General features: G+C 41.7%; 14 protein-coding genes. 4 read left to right on the top strand and 10 right to left on the bottom strand.

Features of this window, described 5'->3' with window-relative positions; translation table 11 throughout:
- Positions 1-153: 153 nt before the first annotated feature.
- On the top strand, positions 154-1,773 hold the full coding sequence (locus WKU33_RS01025; protein WP_188855828.1) for an ABC-F family ATP-binding cassette domain-containing protein: 1,620 nt from the start codon (positions 154-156) through the stop codon (positions 1,771-1,773).
- A gap of 369 nt (positions 1,774-2,142) precedes the next feature.
- On the opposite strand, the gene WKU33_RS01020 is transcribed toward WKU33_RS01025, so the two are convergent.
- The 4 genes from WKU33_RS01020 to WKU33_RS01005 all read right to left on the bottom strand — a co-directional run bounded on the left by WKU33_RS01020 (position 2,143) and on the right by WKU33_RS01005 (position 6,605).
- Entirely contained in the window at positions 2,143-3,102 is a 960-nt protein-coding gene (locus tag WKU33_RS01020) for an L-threonine 3-dehydrogenase (RefSeq protein WP_336251738.1), read from the bottom strand.
- Positions 3,103-3,143: 41 nt separating this feature from the next.
- Positions 3,144-4,337, bottom strand: a complete 1,194-nt coding sequence (locus WKU33_RS01015) for a glycine C-acetyltransferase (RefSeq protein WP_188855830.1) — start codon at positions 4,335-4,337, stop codon at positions 3,144-3,146.
- Between the two features lie 276 nt (positions 4,338-4,613).
- Positions 4,614-5,408: a LysM peptidoglycan-binding domain-containing protein gene (locus WKU33_RS01010; RefSeq protein WP_340452796.1), complete on the bottom strand. Its 795-nt coding sequence runs from the start codon at positions 5,406-5,408 to the stop codon at positions 4,614-4,616.
- A gap of 309 nt (positions 5,409-5,717) precedes the next feature.
- Positions 5,718-6,605 carry a DUF1002 domain-containing protein gene (locus tag WKU33_RS01005; protein ID WP_340452795.1) on the bottom strand — a complete coding sequence of 296 codons (888 nt, stop codon included), beginning with the start codon at positions 6,603-6,605 and terminating at the stop codon, positions 5,718-5,720.
- A 414-nt stretch (positions 6,606-7,019) separates the two neighbouring features.
- Between WKU33_RS01005 and WKU33_RS01000 the strand changes: the two genes are divergently transcribed.
- A complete protein-coding gene (locus WKU33_RS01000; protein ID WP_188855922.1) occupies positions 7,020-8,222 on the top strand; it encodes an MFS transporter in 1,203 nt (400 codons plus the stop codon).
- Positions 8,223-8,381: 159 nt separating this feature from the next.
- Positions 8,382-8,627: a DUF1450 domain-containing protein gene (locus WKU33_RS00995; RefSeq protein ID WP_188855923.1), complete on the top strand. Its 246-nt coding sequence runs from the start codon at positions 8,382-8,384 to the stop codon at positions 8,625-8,627.
- 438 nt (positions 8,628-9,065) lie between these two features.
- Here WKU33_RS00995 and WKU33_RS00990 read toward each other — a convergent pair whose 3' ends face one another.
- The 5 genes from WKU33_RS00990 to WKU33_RS00970 form a co-directional block, all read right to left on the bottom strand.
- Positions 9,066-9,443 (bottom strand): RidA family protein, encoded by a 378-nt coding sequence (locus WKU33_RS00990; protein WP_340452794.1) that lies wholly within the window; start codon positions 9,441-9,443, stop codon positions 9,066-9,068.
- Positions 9,444-9,489: 46 nt separating this feature from the next.
- On the bottom strand, positions 9,490-10,836 hold the full coding sequence (locus WKU33_RS00985) for an MATE family efflux transporter (RefSeq protein WP_340452793.1): 1,347 nt from the start codon (positions 10,834-10,836) through the stop codon (positions 9,490-9,492).
- A gap of 116 nt (positions 10,837-10,952) precedes the next feature.
- Positions 10,953-12,989 (bottom strand): TRAP transporter permease, encoded by a 2,037-nt coding sequence (locus WKU33_RS00980; RefSeq protein ID WP_340452792.1) that lies wholly within the window; start codon positions 12,987-12,989, stop codon positions 10,953-10,955.
- Positions 12,982-13,512 carry a DUF1850 domain-containing protein gene (locus WKU33_RS00975; RefSeq protein ID WP_188855836.1) on the bottom strand — a complete coding sequence of 177 codons (531 nt, stop codon included), beginning with the start codon at positions 13,510-13,512 and terminating at the stop codon, positions 12,982-12,984. Before WKU33_RS00975 ends, WKU33_RS00980 begins: the two co-directional genes overlap by 8 nt.
- Before the next feature lie 244 nt (positions 13,513-13,756).
- Positions 13,757-14,797, bottom strand: a complete 1,041-nt coding sequence (locus tag WKU33_RS00970; RefSeq protein ID WP_340452791.1) for a TAXI family TRAP transporter solute-binding subunit — start codon at positions 14,795-14,797, stop codon at positions 13,757-13,759.
- Positions 14,798-15,088: 291 nt separating this feature from the next.
- On the opposite strand from WKU33_RS00970, the gene WKU33_RS00965 reads away from it, so the two are divergent.
- Positions 15,089-16,366, top strand: a complete 1,278-nt coding sequence (locus WKU33_RS00965) for a hypothetical protein (protein WP_340452790.1) — start codon at positions 15,089-15,091, stop codon at positions 16,364-16,366.
- 61 nt (positions 16,367-16,427) lie between these two features.
- Here WKU33_RS00965 and WKU33_RS00960 read toward each other — a convergent pair whose 3' ends face one another.
- Positions 16,428-19,595, bottom strand: a complete 3,168-nt coding sequence (locus WKU33_RS00960; RefSeq protein WP_340452789.1) for a DEAD/DEAH box helicase — start codon at positions 19,593-19,595, stop codon at positions 16,428-16,430.
- Positions 19,596-19,630 lie beyond the last annotated feature (35 nt).

The following is a 19,630-nucleotide window of genomic DNA, read 5'->3' as shown; positions in this document are numbered from 1 at the left end:
TGTTCAATCCCTGTTAAAATGCGTAAGACAAGCGATTTTTCATTGACGAATCCCTTCAAATAACGTAAGCTTACTGTGGATAGTTACGATTAATACGAATCGTGCAGGTTGTTCGTTTTAAACAGCCTGGATTTTTTATAATGGAGGATTTATATGATTACAGTTACAAATGTCAGCTTACGTTTCGGCGATAAGAAGCTGTTTGAAGATGTCAATTTGAAATTTACTCCAGGTAACTGTTATGGAGTAATTGGTGCGAATGGTGCAGGTAAGTCCACTTTTCTTAAAATTTTATCCGGCGAGATTGAGCCTCAGACTGGAGGAGTGTCCCTTACTCCTGGCCAGCGGCTTGCTGTATTAAAACAGGATCACTTCGCTTACGAAGAATATCCAGTGCTTGAAGTCGTTTTAATGGGTCATAGTAAATTATACGAAGTAAAGCAAGAAAAGGATTCAATTTATATGAAAGAAGACTTCTCTGAAGCTGATGGAATTCGAGCTGCTGAGCTTGAGGGCGAATTCGCGGAAATGAACGGCTGGGAAGCAGAGTCTGATGCTGCAATTCTTTTGAAAGGATTAGGTATTGGTGAAAAGCTTCATGATAAGTTGATGTCCGAGCTTGCAGATGATGAGAAGGTTAAAGTCCTGCTTGCCCAAAGTTTATTCGGGAATCCTGATATTCTCTTACTTGACGAGCCGACGAACGGTCTTGATATCCAAGCGATTCAGTGGTTAGAAGAATTCCTGATCAACTTTGAGAATACCGTCATTGTCGTCTCCCACGATCGTCATTTCTTGAACAAAGTTTGTACTCATATTGCTGACGTAGACTTCGGTAAGATTCAGATTACGGTCGGAAACTATGACTTCTGGTATGAATCGAGTCAATTAGCGGCACAAATGGCAGCCGACGCCAATAAGAAAAAGGAAGAGAAGATTAAAGAGCTCCAAGCCTTTATCGCTCGTTTTAGTGCGAATGCCTCGAAGTCAAGGCAGGCGACTTCCCGGAAAAAGATGCTTGATAATATTACGCTTGATGATATCCAGCCTTCTTCGAGAAAATATCCATATGTTGCTTTCACACCGGAGCGGGAAATCGGGAATGACTTACTGCGCGTAGAAGGGTTAACGAAGAAAATTGGCGATACGGTCGTGCTTGATAATGTAAGCTTCATCATGAATAAGGATGATAAGATTGCACTCGTCGGCCGCGATGATATTGCGAAAACGACATTGTTTAAAATTTTAATGGGTGAAATGGAACCTGATGCTGGGACATTTAAATGGGGCGTGACGACTTCCCGGTCCTATTTCCCAAAAGACAACTCAGAGTACTTCGAGGGAGTAGAATTGAATCTTGTTGACTGGCTCCGGCAATACTCACCAGAGGACCAAACAGAAACATTCCTCCGTGGCTTCCTAGGGAGAATGCTGTTCTCCGGAGAACAGGCGTTGAAGAAGGCGAAGGTCCTTTCCGGTGGAGAAAAAGTTCGCTGCATGCTTTCGAAAATGATGCTTTCCAATGCGAACGTGCTTCTCTTGGATGAGCCGACAAACCACCTGGATTTAGAATCGATTACATCCCTAAACAATGGATTGATCAAATTTAAAGGCTCCATGCTGTTTACATCTCATGACCATCAATTTGTAAATAGTATCGCGAACCGCCTGATTGAAATTACACCAAGCGGGATTGTCGATAAACAGATGAGCTACGATGATTATGTGCGTGATCAAGCATTGCAGAAAGAAATCGATAAAATGTATGCATAAGATGAACGTTCCTCTTTTTATGGAGGGACGTTTTTCGTATTGCATCATACTAAAATAGCGATTTGTGCTCGGGTGCTGGGTGCTAGAGCACTTATAATCGGTTGAGGGAACTGACTTTAGTAGTGGCTCGAACGGATAGAACTTCTGTAAACAACAAAAGATTTGACGTCAGCAGTATTCCTAACGACTAGTGTACTCCTTATCAACCAAAGGAACGATGTCAGCGGCTGTTCAAGCGATTAGAGCACTTCTATTCAACCAAAGAAACAGCGTCTGCAGCTATTCAACTACAAAAGTATTTCAACAAGAAAAAGACATGAACGAAATACACACGTATTTCTTCATATCTTTTTTCTGATTCGCTTAATCTCAAGATACATAGTTTAACCCTAATTTATTACTTAACAGCTCAAGCATTTCCTTCGCCATTTTTTCCAAATCATAATTATATTTAAATCCCCACTCTTCTCTAGCCGCTGTTGCGTCAAGGCGGTTCGGCCAGCTATCCGCAATCCTTTGCCGGACCGGGTCGACTTCATAAGTCATCTGGAAATCCGGGATATACTGTTGAATCACCTCCCCGAAATCTTCTGGGGCGGCGGAGAATGCTGTAATATTAAATGCGTTTCGGTGAATGAGTTTATCCGGATCTGCTTCCATTAAATCAATCACCGCCTGAAGCGCATCGGGAAGATACATCATATCCATATATGTCCCCTCAGCAATATAGCACTTATATTTTTTATTTTTCAGTGCTTCATAGAATATCTCGACAGCATAATCGGTCGTGCCTCCTCCTGGCAATGTTTTGGAAGAAATGAGTCCAGGATAACGAACACTTCTCGTATCAACACCATAACGCTCGAAGTAATAGTCCGCGAGTAGCTCTCCCGCCACTTTATTAATCCCATACATCGTGGTAGGCCGTTGCAATGTTTCCTGTGGGGTGTTTTCCTTTGGTGTTTTCGGACCAAAGGCACCGATGGAACTTGGTGTGAAAAACTTTAGATTAAGCTCGCGAGCAACTTCTAAGGCGTTTACCAAGCCGCCCATGTTTAATCTCCAGGCAAGCCTTGGCGTTTCCTCTGCTTTAAATGATAATATTGCAGCTAAGTGCAGCACCGTATCCACTTGATGCTTTTTCGCAGTTTCATAGAGATGCTTCTCATCCATGACATCTACTATTTCAAATAAGGAATCTTCTGACCCATCTTGCGGTTTCTTAATATCTGTCGCAACCACATTATTTTCTCCATAAAGCTCTCGTAGTTTAATCACCAATTCCGAACCGATTTGGCCGCATGCGCCTGTTACGAGAATTTTTTTCATGGCAAAATTCCTTTCACTCTTTTTCTATATCTATATTCTTCTTATTCAATCATGCCCATCTCTTTCCCAATTCTTTTATAAACTTCAATCGCCTCATCAAGCATTTCCTTCGTATGTGCTGCTGTTGGCATATTGCGGACACGTCCAGTACCCCGCGGAACCGTCGGGAAGACAATCGATTTTGCATAGACACCAGATTCAAACAAACGTTTGCTGAATTCCTGTGTCACTTTCTCCTCGCCGATAATGACTGGGGTGATTGGTGTTTCACTATTCCCAATATCAAAGCCTAACTTTTTCAATTCCGCTTTCAAATAAGCACCATTTTCCCAAAGCTTCTCAACTAATTCATTGCTTTCCATTAATAGTTCGATTGCCTTTGTACTCGCTGCTGCATCTGCCGGGGTAACTGCTGTCGAGAATAAAAACGGACGAGAAGCGACCTTCAACCAATCAATCAGGTTTTGTTTCCCTGCTACATAACCTCCGACAACGCCAATTGCTTTTGATAACGTCCCCATCTGCAGGTCAACTTTATCCTGGAGACCGAAATGTTTTACTGTTCCGGCACCGTTTCCAAGTACACCAGACCCGTGAGCATCATCGACATATGTGATGAGGTCTAGTTCTTCCGCAATCTCCACGATTTCAGGAAGTTTTGCAATGTCCCCATCCATTGAAAAAACGCCGTCCGTTATGACCATAATTTTATTATATTTACCAGACTCAACCGCTTCCTTTGCTTGCTTTCGTAAGTCATTCATATCCGAATGCTTATAGCGAATGATTTTCGCTCGGGAAAGCCGGCAGCCATCAATGATCGAGGCATGGTTTAATGCATCGGATAAAATAGCGTCATCCTTGTTCATGACAGCCGAAATGGCAGCCATATTACAATTAAAACCAGACTGATAGGAAATTGCCGCTTCTGTTCCTTTAAATGCTGCTATTTTTTCTTCTAACTTCTGATGTAAATCAAGTGTGCCATTGATCGTTCGGACTGCCCCTGCTCCTACTCCATGGGTGTCAATTGCCTCTTTCGACACTACTTTAAGCGTATCGTTCGTTGCAAGTCCCAGATAGTTGTTTGAGGAAAGATTGATCAGCTTTCGGCCGCCGATTTGTATCTCCGGTCCATTCGCTCCTTCCACCGTATCAATTTCATTATATAAACCCCTGTTCTTTAAATCTGCAATATTATCACGCAGAAACTGCTCCAACGCTTTACTAGACATATGAATAAACCCTCCCTAACACAATGATGTATGCGCTTACTTTTCTCTCTATAAGTTTAACATAGACACGAGCAAAAGTTAAAAGCTACCCCGATTTTTTCCTCCATAAAGTGGAACTTCATTCATTGGGGGTATTACAGACCGTTAATGCGTGATAAACTTCCTGTCACTCTAATCGCATTCACCAAAGGAAATATATAAATTAAGCACAAAAGGAAAGCACCCCATTTAAATGGATGCTTTCCTTTTTATCTATGTGTTAGTATTCTAAATCTATTACTCTACAATTGTTACGTTAACAGTACGCACACCCCAGTTAGTTGCTTCGCCTTTCGATGGGACGTGAACGTCAATTTTATTTCCTTTAATTGCTCCGCCGGTATCACCTGCAATTGCGTAACCATAACCTTCTACATGAACTTTCGTACCTAAGGGAATCACACTTGGGTCTACCGCGATTACTTTAGCGTTCGGATCCTTATTCAAGTCAATGCCAGTGGCAGTAACTCCTGAACAACCATCACAACTTGCTGTATATGCAGTTGATGTTACGGAAATTGTTTTCCCCTCGGGCTTTTGTTCTTTTGTTTTATTAGATGAATCTTCTTTATTGCTGCTTGTTTGTTGTTCTGGTGCCGGTTGTGTTGCTTGTGCTTCTTCCTTCTTCGCAGCCGGTTGTTCTTCTTTTGCTTTAGGAGCCTCGCTTACCGTTTGATCGACAGCTACACCTTGGATTTCTAATTTCTGACCAATGACAATCAGTTCTGAATCCAAGTCATTCCACTGTTTTAGTTCCTCGAGGGAAACTTGGTGTTCTTTTGCGATGCTGAGTAAGGTATCTCCTTGTTGTACGACGTATGTGTTATTTATATATAAAGTTTGCTTTGGTTGAATTACTGTCGTTTTTAAATCATTGACTTGGACAAGTTTGTCAACCGTTGTATTGTACTCATTTGCGATATCCCATAGGTTTTCTCCTGATTGAACTTCGTGCTGTTCTGCTGAAGCAGTAGTTACAGCTGCACTTGACAAGACTAATCCCGTCACTAAAGCCGCTACTATTTTCTTCAAATCAATTCCTCCTTAATTTCTGACAATCACTATAGTACCACAGGAAAAAGAGGAATACAGTTACAGGAGAATTAAGAGTCCGTGACAGGAGTTACAGTTTTCCTACATAATCGCCTAGGTGTAATGTTCTTGAAATATTAGCAGGTATAAGCATAAAAGTATATTACAATATTACAAAAAAAAGACAGGGAGTATAAAACACCCCTGCCTTTGTACTTACACGAGGAACCACAAAATGGAAATGCTGCAGATAACTAACTATGAGAGTACTAGCCACGTCCGCTCTGTAAGGGCACTTGCGCCTTTGTTTTAGTTAAATAATCCTTTAAAGAAATTGCTCAATGCTCCGAACATCTCGGAGAAGAAGTTGGCAACTTTTTTCCAAAATCCTTCATCAAGACCTAGCTCTTCAGCCCGATCAGCAACACTTTTTGCGATATCCTTTAATTGATCACGCACACTACCGAAATCAATATCCAACTCGCGCATCCGGTCCACTAGGTTGATCAACATTTGCCTGTCTTCATCACTTAAATTGATTTCCAGTCTACTTAATTGTTCAGACACAATTTCTTCTACTTCTTCCCGCGTTACCGGGTTCTGTTCGGCGATCATTTGCTTAATTTCCGTTAAAAGATGAGCGACATCTTCTTCTGAGACATCTTCATTTTCAGCGAGATCTGTCGCTACAACGAGCTCATCATTTGCAAGCTCCATCCGCTCCTTATCGAGCTCTACCCCTTCCACATCATACGCTTTATAAATACCAGTTAGTGCCGAGTGTCCGGTTACCGCAACTGGCGAGACGACATCAACCGTCACATTTTCAGCACCGGCAGTAAGCAGTGCGTTCTCGTACATTTCACTTGTTACCTTCGTAATGTTTCCCGGTGTCAAGATATTAACGACGAGCCCTTCTCCGCCATTGTCCATCGTAATCAGTGCAGAAGAATACATATTCGCATTTGGGTTCCCGTCAATGTAATTCGCATAATCTTGTCCGGTCACATCATGTTCTTCCACCGCAGCATTCTCACCAATCTTTAATGCAGCCCGGACTTCCTGACGCTGGGACTCTGAAAGTTTCTCCCCATAAATGAGGATGCTTTCAGATACGGCCCCTGCAGGTGTAGCAAGGCCGACCGATAATACTGCTATTAATAGAAGGGATAATATCGATTTTGTTAGTTTTCGCATTGTAAACACTCCTTTAGTAGAGAAGTTAACTGTCTTCTTCCCTTGCTCCCTATTTACAGAAAGGGAACTTGCACTTATTATACCTTTTCTCTGGAAAAATGAACACTATAAAATAGCCGCCTTTACATTTTGGAACTTTATGTATTTATAATAGTAGTACTGGAGATAAGATTACTCCATCAAAAAATTTCAGGAATATAGATAGCTAGATAGGGAGATTTAACAACCAGCAACGGCCCGATTGGCTCACGTAACATTCAGAGGAAAGACCCTCTAAATGAAGTTTCACTGTATGAGCTAATCCCTTTATTTTTACTTCGGGATACGTTATATTTAGAGTAACGAAACATTTCGTTGGAAGGAAGGGCATTACAAATTAGTTATCATCGAATAACAAATCGGAATTTGGCAATCATGTGGTTTGCTAACTTTTTTGTTAGCGGAAGTATGACAATGGTAGTTCCATTTATTTCATTGTACATCGCTTCAATGGGTAATTTCTCTGATGCGTATGTGCAAACGTGGTCGGGACTGACATTTGCAGTTACGTTCATTACTGCATTTATCTTTTCACCGATCTGGGGTAAAATTGGCGACCGTTACGGAAGAAAAAAGATTTTGATCATGTCCGCCGTCGGGATTGGACTATCTGTACTATTGATGGGGTTTGCCACAACAGTTTGGCAGCTTTTTTTATTGCGATTAATTATGGGAATTGTGACAGGCTTTATTCCAATGTCCCAGGCGCTTATAGCTGTTCAAACACCTAAAGAAACAGCTGGTAAAGTACTTGGCACCCTACAGACAGGTAGTGTCACCGGTGCATTAATGGGACCAATGCTCGGCGGGGCTTTAGCAGATGCGTTTGGATTTATGAATACATTCAAATGGGTATCCGTTACAATCTTCATCTCTGCTATTCTCGTATTCTTCGTTAAAGAAGTTCAAATTAAAGTTTCAAAAGATGAACGAGACTATAAAACATATACTAGTAAAGAAGTGCTGAAGCATATTATCAGTAGACCGGTACTGCTTGTCGTTATGTTGTTATCGTTACTCATACAAGTGGCGCATTTCAGTATCCAGCCAATCCTCTCTTTATTCGTAGAGGAAATTCATGGACCAGTGAACATCGCCTTTTTCGCCGGAATGGCATTCTCGGCAGCAGGACTCGGGAATCTTCTATTTTCGCGCAGATTAGGTAAGCTCGGAGATAAGGTTGGTCATGTCAAAGTACTAACGGTCCTCTTATTCGCTGCAGGGCTTGTCTATTTACCAGGCGCCTTAGTCTCAAGTGTATGGCAGCTTGTTATTCTAAGATTCCTGCTTGGTGTCGCTCTCGGTGGAATTGTGCCACTTAGGATCGCTTATATCCGGCAAGCCGCTCCACTATCGATGCAAGGGGAAGTCCTTGGTTACAATACCAGCCTTCGCTTTTTAGGTAACGTCATCGGACCTGCACTCGGTGGTCTGATTGCAGCATCATTCGGTTTCTCTGCCGTCTTCTATATTACAAGCGGACTACTTATCCTAAGTGGTGTCATCATGCTTTACACATGGTACACATCCGAATACGAAGAAAAAGATTCGAAACTGTTTTCTATGCTTAAACAATAAATAGACGAATAAACAAACAGGCCGGAACAAAAGCTTAACGCTTAGTTCCGGCCTTTCCATGCAGAATTATTGCATTTAGACAAGCATCCGATTATACTAGCAACAATAATAGGACAACATAGGCATACAAGTTTAGCCTACAGAGAAAGTGTGATGGAATTGGGAATTGTTGTCGTAGAAATTTGCGATGGAAATACCATTACGTTAGTCGATGTTGAAGGTATTTTAGAATCCGAATTTCCGGAAGTTGCAGTCATCATGAATGAATGCTTGAACTTCTGTGGATTATGTGCCGTCCGCCCGTATGCATTAGTCAATAACAAGAGAGTCTTCGGGAAAACACCGGAAGAATGCCTTGATAAAATAAGAGTTGCCATAAAAGAAGAACTTGCTCAATTTGAATGAGCAAGTTCTTCTTTTTTCATTGCTACACCGCACAGGTTGCGCTGGTGCAAACGCCCTTCGATGGGAAGAGTAATTGCAGTCCCACGTGTTGCGAAACGAATCGCGTTTTTAACCTGCAAGGGAGCTTTCGACTTTGTTCGTCATTTCCCAGGAAATAATTTGGTCCCTTTTGTCGAAAAAAGCCGGCGCTTATCACGTATTAACGGTCTGTAATATCCCTTACTCTAAACATAAGGGAACCCAATATGCGAAGGCTGGGGATAAACAGTCCGTAAATACCTGATTCTGTTCAACTAACATTCAGTGGGGAAGTAAGGATTCCCCACTGAATGAGTTTCACTTTATCACGTATTAACGGTCTGTAATTTCCACTCCTCTAAGAACACTCCATATTCCGGACGGACAGCGAATTAAGTCAAGAATAGGAAATCCCCTCGATTACCCGATATGCGCAATGCAATCAATTTCCACTAGAACATCTTTCGGTAACCGGCTCACTTCAATTGTAGCTCGTGCCGGATAAGGCTCGATTAAGTATGAACCATAAACTTCATTCACCGAGCCAAAGTGTTCCATAGAGCTTAAATAAATCGTAAATTTAACCGCTTGGGAAAAATCGGTCTCCGCTTCTCTTAAGATTGCCTTTAGATTTTCCATTACTTGTTCTGTCTGTTTCTCAATACCTTCTGCGATCTCCCCTGTTTCCGGATCGACTGGAATCTGTCCGGAAATATATAGGAATTCTCCTGCCTGGATCGCTTGTGAATATGGCCCGATTGCTGCTGGTGCATTTTCTGTGTGAATTGCTTTTACCAATGTAAATTCCTCCTTTTTCTGCAACTAATTCTATTCTATCATTATACTAATTATCTTTCGATTCGAATAAGTCTTTTTCTCGGAATCTTCCATAACGATAATATAAAAATGCAAAAATACTGCTAATCATAAAGCTTACACCCATCCCCATCGCAATCCCTGTTTCACCGAACCACTTAGAGAAGAGCCAAGTAAGCGGATAACGCAACACCCAAAAGGATAATAAATTTAAGATGAGCACTTGATACATCGCTCCTGCTGCCCGTACAACTCCATTTAAAATAAAGTTAATTCCTAAAAATGGATAACAGAGTGCAATAATCGATAAATATCTGGCACCGAAACCAACTGAGGTCTCATCGCGCGTAAACAATTTGATTCCATATTCACCAAATAAAATAATGAATATGCCAATCGTAACCATAATCGCAAAGTTAAATAACACACCGTATTTTGCAATTTTGTCTACCCGTTTCCAGTTTCTTACTCCTATGTTTTGTCCTGCCATGCTCGTTATAGCTGTACTTAATGCTTGTGCGGGGAGCATGATAATACTATCGAGACGTTGCGCACTTGTAAACCCGGCAACAACCGCTCCTCCAAATGACGTAACGACACTCATGATTGCAGCGGAACCGGCTGAAATAACCGCCATCTGCAGACCAGATGGAATACCAAGGTGAAAGATCAGACGAATATCTTTTATAGCAGGAATGGTTGGAACGGTAAACGGTGCCAAGCGCTCACGTCTCATATGAAAGAATCCATATAGAAATGCAAGTCCCTGAGACACAATCGTTGCATAGCCAGCCCCTTGAATTCCCCAGCCAAACGCCGAAATAAATAACGGATCAAGGACAATGTTTGCAAGTACGGCGACTGTTACAAACCGAAGTGGCGTCTTACTATCACCAAGTGCACGCATGACCGTACTGATGAAGTTGTACCCAAATAAAAATAAAATCCCCATGAAATTAATTTGGAGATACGCCTTTGCATCATGTAACATCGTTTCCGGCGTGCCTAATAGATTCAATAATTGTTCAGCGAAGAAGAAACCAATGATACCGAGGAGGACAGCGAGTGAGGTCAAAAGCACAACAAATGCGTTCAAATAGCGCTTCAAGCCATCATCATTCTGCTTCCCCTTTTGCTGGGAAAGAATTGTGAGCGCCGCATTATTTAGTCCGATAATAAACGCGAGAACAGTGAATAGAATCGTACTAGATATTCCAATTGCTCCAAGCGAAGTTGCGCCGAGTAAGTTACCAACCCATAAACTATCGATAAATTGATAGGATGTCTGCAGTAAGTTCGTAAGCAGAATCGGCCAGGAGAAATAGAATAATTGCTTTAAAATATTTCCTTCCGTAAAGTCATATTGCCTTTTCATATCCAACCAGCCTTTATATCAATATTTAGTCTATCCTTCATGATACCGAATTGATAATAATAAGCAAAAGAGAGGCTCCTGGATATCAGGGCCTCCCTTCTCTTATAAACTTTCATTCACGCATTTGCCGCTTGCTTTTCCTCATTGCTGTTAGTTTTATTTTTACCCATGAACTGAATCACAAGCATAACTGCGAAAATAATTGCTCCAATCAGGTCAGAGTTTCCTTCTGGGTACATGAGCAAGATACCCGCAACAAAGGCAATGATCCGCTCAAACCAGGCCAGCTTCCGGTACCAATACCCGATTAGGCCTGCTCCAATTGCAATCATACCGGTAAGAGCCGTAATAATAATCCATGTCAAGCCTAGAAAGGTGACATCGATCATCAAGAGCTGTGGTTCAAAGATAAACATATACGGGATGATAAAGGCTGCAATTGCAAGCTTCGTCGCATTCACTCCCGTACGTATCGGTTCCCCGCCCGATATCCCCGTAGCTGCAAAAGCCGCCAGCGCTACTGGCGGGGTAATATCCGCCACAATTCCAAAGAAGAACACAAACATGTGGGCGGCTAGAACTGGAATCGCCATTTCTAATTGATCACTCAATGTTAAAATCGCCGGTAAAGCAATCGTTGAAGTAATAATATAGTTAGCAGTTGTTGGTGACCCCATTCCAATAATAATAGAAGTAATCATCGTAAAGAATAGGGTAAGCAAGATAAGCATCATATCATTAAATGCAATACTTTCCGCGAGCCCAACTAAACTGTTTCCTAATTTCAATCCGAGGCCACTTCTTGTCACCACTCCAACAATAATCCCTGCACAGGCTGTCGCTGCCGCTACACCTAATGCCGTCCGCGCGCCGTCCGTTAACGCAGTAAGTAATTTACCAAGAGTAAATTTGCCATTCTCATCAAGGAACATATTCGTATCTTTACTGAACATACTTACAAGAATCGCAGCAAGGATACCATAAAGAGCAGTCCGCTCAATACTAAAACCTTCAAACAGGAAATAGACAATCGCTAGAATTGGTAAGAGCAAGTACAGTTTTTTCAACACTTGCACTTTATCCGGCAGCTCTTCTTTTGGCAATCCAACTAACCCTAGTCGTTTCGCTTCCAAGTGAGTCATCACCCAAATACCAGTGAAATAAAGTAATGCGGGGATAACCGCTGCTTTAGCAATATCCCAATACGGAACGCCCGCAAATTCAATCATAAGGAACGCTGCTGCCCCCATAATCGGTGGCATAATCTGCCCTCCAGTTGAAGAGGCTGCTTCCACCGCACCAGCAAAGTTTGGTCTGTATCCGAGCCGTTTCATCATCGGAATCGTATAAGATCCAGTTGTCACCGTATTCGCTACAGAACTTCCGGAGATTGTACCATTTAAAGCACTTGAGAAAATCGCTACTTTAGCAGGTCCTCCAACCCGGCGTCCTGCAATTGCCAGTGCCAAGTCATTAAAGTAAAGTCCAACACCTGTCTGAACTAAAAAAGCCCCAAATAACAGGAATAAGAAAATATAAGTGGAAGACACTTGAATCGGTGTTCCTAAAATTCCTTCCGTCGTAAAGAACATCGTATTAATCAACTGATTTAACGTCATCCCACGGTGTGCGAGCATCCCTGGCATGGACTGACCAAAGTACGCATAGGCAAGAAACAAGGATGCAATAATGACGATTGGCAAACCAACCGCTCGTCTTGCTGCTTCTAAAACGAGCAGAATTGCTATTCCTCCAATAATCATTTGCGTGTTATCAATACTACCGACCTTTACTACTAAATCATCATAGAATAAGGGCCAGTATGCACAAACGATAATAGACAAGATTATGAGTATCCAGTCATACCATGGAACACTTGATTTCTTTAATCCCTTTTTCGCCGGGAATAGTAAGAAAATGAGTGATAAAGCAAATCCTAGGTGAATCGTCCGTTGGATATATGCCGTTTTGGCACCAAATGCTCCGGTGTAAAGATGGAATAAAGAAAAAGCAATCAGGGTAAGAAAGACAACCCATCCAAGAATCCCACCTAACTTTCTCTGGTTTGATTCCGTGTCATATTTCTCCATCAACTTCTGCTGTTCTTCTTCCGACAATTGTTCAACGTCAACCTTTTCATTTTTGTCACTCATCTATCTTCACTCCTTTCAAGTATTTCCATAACGGAAGTTTATCTATTTTCACCGTATACCATGCACCCGGTTCAAAGTAATCATTGAACCAGACCATCTGCACTTCATCATCACCCGCATATTGCCAGCGGAGCCGATGTTCGGACACGGTTTTTCCATTGCGGATAAGCAGAGATTCGAATATGTTATTCATATTACCAATGTGATACAACCCATCCTTCACTTCGAATGTCTGACCTTCCTCCGCATTGGAAGGCATCCCAATTCCAAAAGATTCAAAAATCATTTCATATTGTTCAATATTTAAATCTGCTGTTACGACATATTTCTCCTCAACATCTGTCAGGTGGATGGAATGAGTAAATATAATATCGAATTGATCCCCTTCATTCATCGGTAGAAAAGCGGCAATCTCCTCCGTATTTTCGTTATAAAATACGAGTGCCGTGTGCGTGGGGATAAATAAAATGAGGACAATAAGCACTAGGATTATAAAGGCAATAATCATCTTTTTAAATTTCATTCTATGTAACCACCAGTTTTTTCGTCAATAAAGTGAAACTTCATTCAGTGGGGGTTTCTTCTCCCCCCCACTGAATGTTAGTTGAACAGAATCAGGGTTTTACGGACTGTATACCCCCACCTTCACATGTAGGGTTACCCTCATGCTTAGAGGTGGGGGTATTACAGACCGTTAATACGTGATAAAACGGCCGGCGTTCAAAACTAATCTACCGTCTTGATTGCCGGCCACGAAATTCAGTTAATTATTCATCAAGCACTCCTGCTTCTTTGAAGTAACGCTCCGCACCTGGGTGGAAATCGATTCCGATTCCTTCAACACCTGTTTCTGGTGTAATAAATTCCCCTTTAGAGTGTGTAATCGTGTCCGCATTATCATAGATTGCTTTCGTAATGTCATAGACAACATCTTCTGATAAGGAGTCTGTCACCGCAAGCATTGCAAGAACTGCTACAGTCTTGATCTCTTCATCTACACTACTGTATGTCCCCGCAGGAATCGTGTCCTCTGCATAGTATGGATATTTTTCAATAATGGCATCAATCTTGTCTTGCTCAATCGGTACGACGGAAACTTCTGTTGTAGCACCTAAGCCTTCAACTGCCCCAGTAGGTGTACCTGCAGTGATGAATGCTGCATCGATATTACCGTCTTGAATACCGCCAGTTGATTCGTCGAAATCCAAATGCTGGGCATCGACATCATCCATTGTCATATCGTAAGCTTCGAATATCTGTTCAGCGTTGATATAAGTACCTGATCCTGGTGCACCTACAGATACCTTTTTACCCGCAAGGTCTTCCACTGATTCGATACCTGAATCTGCTGTTGTTACAATTTGCACCGTTTCCGGATAAAGGGATCCTATTGCCAATACATTGTCAACCGGTTCACCTTCAAACGCATTAATTCCTTCTACCGCGAAAGCTACGACGTCTGTTTGTACAAAAGCAAGCTCTGCCTCGCCTTCTTTAAGGGCAATAACATTATCCGCAGAAGCATTGGAAGACGGAGAATCTGTTTGAATCCCTGTCTCACTCGTGATAATTTGCGCCATTTCTCCGCCAAGCGGGTAATAAGTACCGCCCGTTCCACCCGTAAGCATACTTAGAAAATCGGGCGTATCTTCTCCCGTTTCTACATCCTCAGTGCCTTCATTACTGGCTTTGTCGCCGCCAGTATCCCCAGTTGCATCTCCTTCGTCATCTCCTCCGCCACAAGCTGCCAAGAATAAAGCAAGCGCTATCAAAAGAACGGAGAAAATAGATAATTTACTCTTTTTCACCTTATATCCCCCTTTCGTTATACGTAAAATTCTAACAAAAGTCTCTATTTTGTCAATATAATTCTTGTAAACTATCGGCAAGTTAGCAATTTTCTATAGGAATTTAACGATAATTACCATACAAATCACGAATTAGGTTCGTACTATTCCTTTCTAACTACTCTACCTGCTTTAAGTAAAAAATTCAACAAAAATGTATCCGTTTTCAATTCACTTCTTGACAATATTACGAAAATTCAATATGATAGTGTGTAAATATTTTGATGTTTCTCATGATTGGAGGTTAATGAGATGAAAGTAAAGATAGCTGTGTTCGGAATACAGGAAACAATTGACCGAGTTTATGCAATTTTACCAGAAGATGCCGAGATTGAATTGTTGCCTTTCGTTTATTCCAATGTGAATGAGACAACCTCTCTCCTTGATACCGTTTATAATTGTGATGTTTACTTATTTACAGAATATCTCTCTTATCTATTTGCCCGAAATCAAATTGAAAGGAAACGCCTGCCAACCGTAGCGATTGAATTGGACCCGTATAGGATAAGCGCGGCCCTCTACCGATTACAAGCGGAAGGTCCAGTTAAACGAATTGCTTTCGATTTGTTTGATGAAGCCTACCTAAGAGATGTAAAAAGTGAGCTAGACTTGGAAGACGGACAGATTCACTCATACCTGCATGACTCGTGGGAGAGACCAGATATAGACAGCCTGCTCACCTATTACACTACGCTTTGGCAAAAAGGGAATATCGATCATGTTCTTGCAAGTACAGCAGAAATCACTGCAGCTCTTCAGCAAAAAAATATCCCAGCAAGCACCATTCACTTACCTAATCTCCGGCTGAAACAAGCGCTAGAGAAAGCCATTTCACTTGCCAAATTAAGTGAATCGGAAAACACACAGATGGTGACTGGCTATATTTCAATCCAAGGAATTGATGAAAACACAGAAATCGTCGGACATCGTTTAGATATTTTAAAGCAAATCAGGAGAATCGTAGCACGGTTTACCAATCGGACAGATTCAACCTTCACAGAGACGAAGGAAAGACGATTTATTATATACGGCAGTGAGAAGCTACATAAGCATTTGAAAGAACATTACCGTTCATTTCCTTTATTACAAGAAATGAAAAGCAGTAAGCTTCCTGTTTATCTTGGATTCGGACTAGGGCTCAGTGCACTCGAAGCCGCGAAAAATGCCGAAATAGCGCATGAAAGCTGTCTACGAAGTGATCATAGTATTTGTTATATCACAAATGAAAGACAAGAAATGATTGGACCGATTGGCGTCGAAAAGGAGATTGACACATCAAGTCTATATCAAGCATTGATCCACGATGCTCGATTGAATAATGAGCTTTCGTATAATTTTATTGATTTTATTACCAACCGAAATAATGAACCATTCTCAACAAATGATGTGGCATTGTTTTATCAAGTAACGAAACGGAGTGCTGAACGGACGGTAAATAAGTTACTAACAGGGGATGTCATAAGGGTAGCTGGTGAAGAACGACCCTATAAAAAAGGGAGACCACGCAAGTTATTTACGCTGAATCATTAATGCAAACAAAAAACCTCCATATTGCCCCTAATAAAGGGTCATATGGAGGATTTCTTTTCATTTACAAACTCAATAATTCCCGAATATCATCTTCGCTCAGGCTGCTTAGCATTTGTTCGCCTGGCTGAATGACTTGGTTGATGAGTTCACGTTTTTTCTGTTGCAATTCGTAGATCTTTTCTTCAATCGTTCCTTCTGCAATGAGACGGATGACTTGAACGATATTTTTCTGTCCAAAGCGGTGGGCTCTGCCGGTTGCCTGATCTTCTACGGCCGGATTCCACCAGAGGTCATATAAGATAACCGTATCCGCACCGGTCAGGTTCAACCCGGTTCCCCCTGCCTTTAGCGAAATAAGGAAGACACTCTTCTCCCCGCCGTTAAAGCGTTCGCTCATATGCTGACGTTCCTCGGAAGCCGTATCTCCGCTCAGGTAAAAGAAATCGATTCCTTCTTTATTCAGTTCCTTAATAATCAATTCATGCATACTCGTGAATTGGGAGAATATCAGCATTCGTTTGTCGTTTTCAAGAGCTGTCTTCACCGTTTCCATTAATTGCATTAGCTTGCCCGACTCCCCTTGATAATTCTCAATAAATAAAGAGGGGTGACAGCATAGCTGCCGCAATCTTGTCAGTCCTGCGAGAATCTTCATCCGGTTCTTATTAAAGCCACTATCTTGAAGTGACTCAGAAGCGTCTTGCTGTACTTGCTGCAGATAACCGACGTACAATTCCTTTTGTTCCTTGGTCAACTCAGAAAGACTAACAGATTCAATTTTATCCGGTAATTCCTTCAATACATCCTGCTTTAAACGGCGTAAAATAAACGGTCTTGTGATACTTGCAATTCTCTCATTCGAAAGCTGCTTGAAACTTCGTATATTCGGCATTAAGCCTGGCAAAACGACTTGAAAAATGGCCCATAATTCTTCAATCGAGTTCTCAATCGGTGTCCCACTTAAAGCAAAGCGGCGAGAAGCATTGATCTGACGGATTGCCTGGGACGTCTTCGTTGCATAGTTTTTAATATATTGGGCTTCATCCAGGATCAATGTTTGAAAGTCGAGTTGGCTATATTGTTCGATATCCTGACGTACTGTTGAATATGAAGTGATCCAAACATCGACATCCTGCTTATTCTCGATTTTTTCAAGTCTTTCTGCCGGTGTCCCGGTTAATATTTCAACCTTTAAATGTGGTGTGAATTTATCGAATTCATTCTTCCAATTATAAACAACCGATGATGGAGCGACGACTAGATGCAGCTTGTCACTCGGTTCAGATGCAAGATAAGCGATTGTCTGCAATGTTTTCCCAAGCCCCATATCATCTGCCAAAATCCCACCTAAGTGATAACGACTGAGTGACTTGAACCATTGATAGCCTGTCAGCTGATAATTCCTTAAATCGGCGTCCAGATTTTCCGGCAATTTATCTACATGTTCTTCTGGTGAACGCAAATAATGAATGAGTGAGCGGAATTCCGGGTCATAGCTTTTTTTCGTATCGATCAGTTCATCAATTTGCGTACTCCGGTAGAGCGGCATTTGCACGTTTCCGCTGGTCACATCCTGTTTTTTTATATCCAGCTGATCGAAAAACTCATTTATAGAGGAAAAAGCATCATTTTCAAGCGAGAGGATTGCCCCACTATTTAAACGGTAAAACCGTTTCTTTTCAATAACTGCCTGTAAAATTGAATCCACTTCCGATTCATCCACTCCGTCAATATCAAAGCTGATTTCAAGCAGATTGGAAGCCGAATCGAGATTCACGTTTGTTGTAGCTGTCGGTTCATGCTCTACAATCATATACTTCAAATCAGACGTCAGAAACAATTCCACTTTGTCCGCCAACAGTGGGAGGATTTTATAAAGGAATTCATAAAGCTCCTCTTCTTCTATTGTTTCCAGATAGAGTTCCTTCCCGTTATACCGGAAATTCGCATGCTCAATCAGCTCCATAATTTCCCGTTCTTTCTCCACTTCACGGATAATGATCACATCATTTTGCCCGCGTCCATTAAATGGGTTAACGAGATGCTTTCCGTATTGATATTCCAACTTTCCTTTCACTACCTCATCCTGCAATTCAAGGTAAAGTTTCGCTTGAAGTGGCACCTGAATGACTTCTTCAATAATATTCTCTGCAACCGTGACAGCACCTACCGTTTTTAAAGACGGAATGACTTCGGAAAAGAAACGGTCTGCCTGCTGCTTTGAAATCGCAAGGGCATGATGATTAATGTTAAATTTAAACAAGCTGGCAACAATCTCGGTTTGTTCTGGAGTAATGAAATAAAAGACCCCATTATTCAACAGCATATTATATTCCTTTAAAATAGACATACCGCTGCCTTCTTTAAGCCGCAGCAAAATGTCCGCTTCGTTACTTTTTTCAAGCATAAATTGAAAAGGGAATCCCTCTTCAGCAATCGTTACATCCTCATACGTCCGGTCCGCAACTGTAACCGTTGTCTTCCGGTTTGCAAGCTTCATGAGCAAATCACGCGCGGCAAGAGGCGGAATTGTCATATACCGGTTGTCGGCTGAATTTGTCATCGAATAGAACGTGGAGTGGTAAATATTTTCATTCTTCCAGATCGCATGTAACATCCGGAATACTTCCTCATCCAACTGCAGAAGATAATTTTCCTCTGGCCTGAATGTGAAGTTCTTCGTGAAAAAGTATTCTTTACCAGAAAGGACTGCATCGATTAGTTCAACCAGTTCTTTTACCACATAAGTGCGATTCTCTCCGAATTTCAATTCAATGAGTAAATTGCCACTATAACTAACATGCAAATGATACTCTACCTGTACCGGCGTCTGGTCCATGACAAGGCTCGGATTTTTCTGGTCTAATTGCTGCAGCTCGCTAATCTGCTCAATGAACCGGTCTGTAATTTTATAATCATAGGAAACTGCCTGTTCCCCGGACCCGTCCTTCGCTTGTATCATTAGCAAAGTTGCTACAATATGCTTACAGGAGCCATATGTGTCGAACGCTGGGCAATCACAATACGTTTCAATCATTCCTTTATTGATGCCTTTTACATCGATTTCCACAAAATAATCTTCCGTACCGGTGACGGTTGTTGTCCACACACCATGATTCCTGTCATAGAGCGGTTCACTGACTCTGCCCTTGTTATAATAATCGACTCCCCGACGGTAGATGACCGATGGGAATAATCTGCTGATATTAACATCCTTTAATGGTTTCAAGATCCTACTACCTGCCTTTATGTTATTGCCTTAGT

Origin of the sequence: Oceanobacillus sp. HCA-5259 (assembly GCF_037892815.1) — a bacterium.
Lineage (GTDB): Bacteria > Bacillota > Bacilli > Bacillales > Amphibacillaceae > Oceanobacillus > Oceanobacillus indicireducens.
This window is presented reverse-complemented; position numbering and strand designations above follow the sequence as displayed.

What these genes read in the sequence shown, in the direction of transcription:
- WKU33_RS01025 (WP_188855828.1), top strand. Translation starts at nt 154, where the DNA reads ATGATTACAGTTACAAATGTCAGCTTACGTTTCGGCGATAAGAAGCTG.
- WKU33_RS01020 (WP_336251738.1), bottom strand. Translation starts at nt 3,102, where the DNA reads ATGAAAAAAATTCTCGTAACAGGCGCATGCGGCCAAATCGGTTCGGAA.
- WKU33_RS01015 (WP_188855830.1), bottom strand. Translation starts at nt 4,337, where the DNA reads ATGTCTAGTAAAGCGTTGGAGCAGTTTCTGCGTGATAATATTGCAGAT.
- WKU33_RS01005 (WP_340452795.1), bottom strand. Translation starts at nt 6,605, where the DNA reads ATGCGAAAACTAACAAAATCGATATTATCCCTTCTATTAATAGCAGTA.
- WKU33_RS01000 (WP_188855922.1), top strand. Translation starts at nt 7,020, where the DNA reads ATGTGGTTTGCTAACTTTTTTGTTAGCGGAAGTATGACAATGGTAGTT.
- WKU33_RS00985 (WP_340452793.1), bottom strand. Translation starts at nt 10,836, where the DNA reads ATGAAAAGGCAATATGACTTTACGGAAGGAAATATTTTAAAGCAATTA.
- WKU33_RS00980 (WP_340452792.1), bottom strand. Translation starts at nt 12,989, where the DNA reads ATGAGTGACAAAAATGAAAAGGTTGACGTTGAACAATTGTCGGAAGAA.
- WKU33_RS00975 (WP_188855836.1), bottom strand. Translation starts at nt 13,512, where the DNA reads ATGAAATTTAAAAAGATGATTATTGCCTTTATAATCCTAGTGCTTATT.
- WKU33_RS00965 (WP_340452790.1), top strand. Translation starts at nt 15,089, where the DNA reads ATGAAAGTAAAGATAGCTGTGTTCGGAATACAGGAAACAATTGACCGA.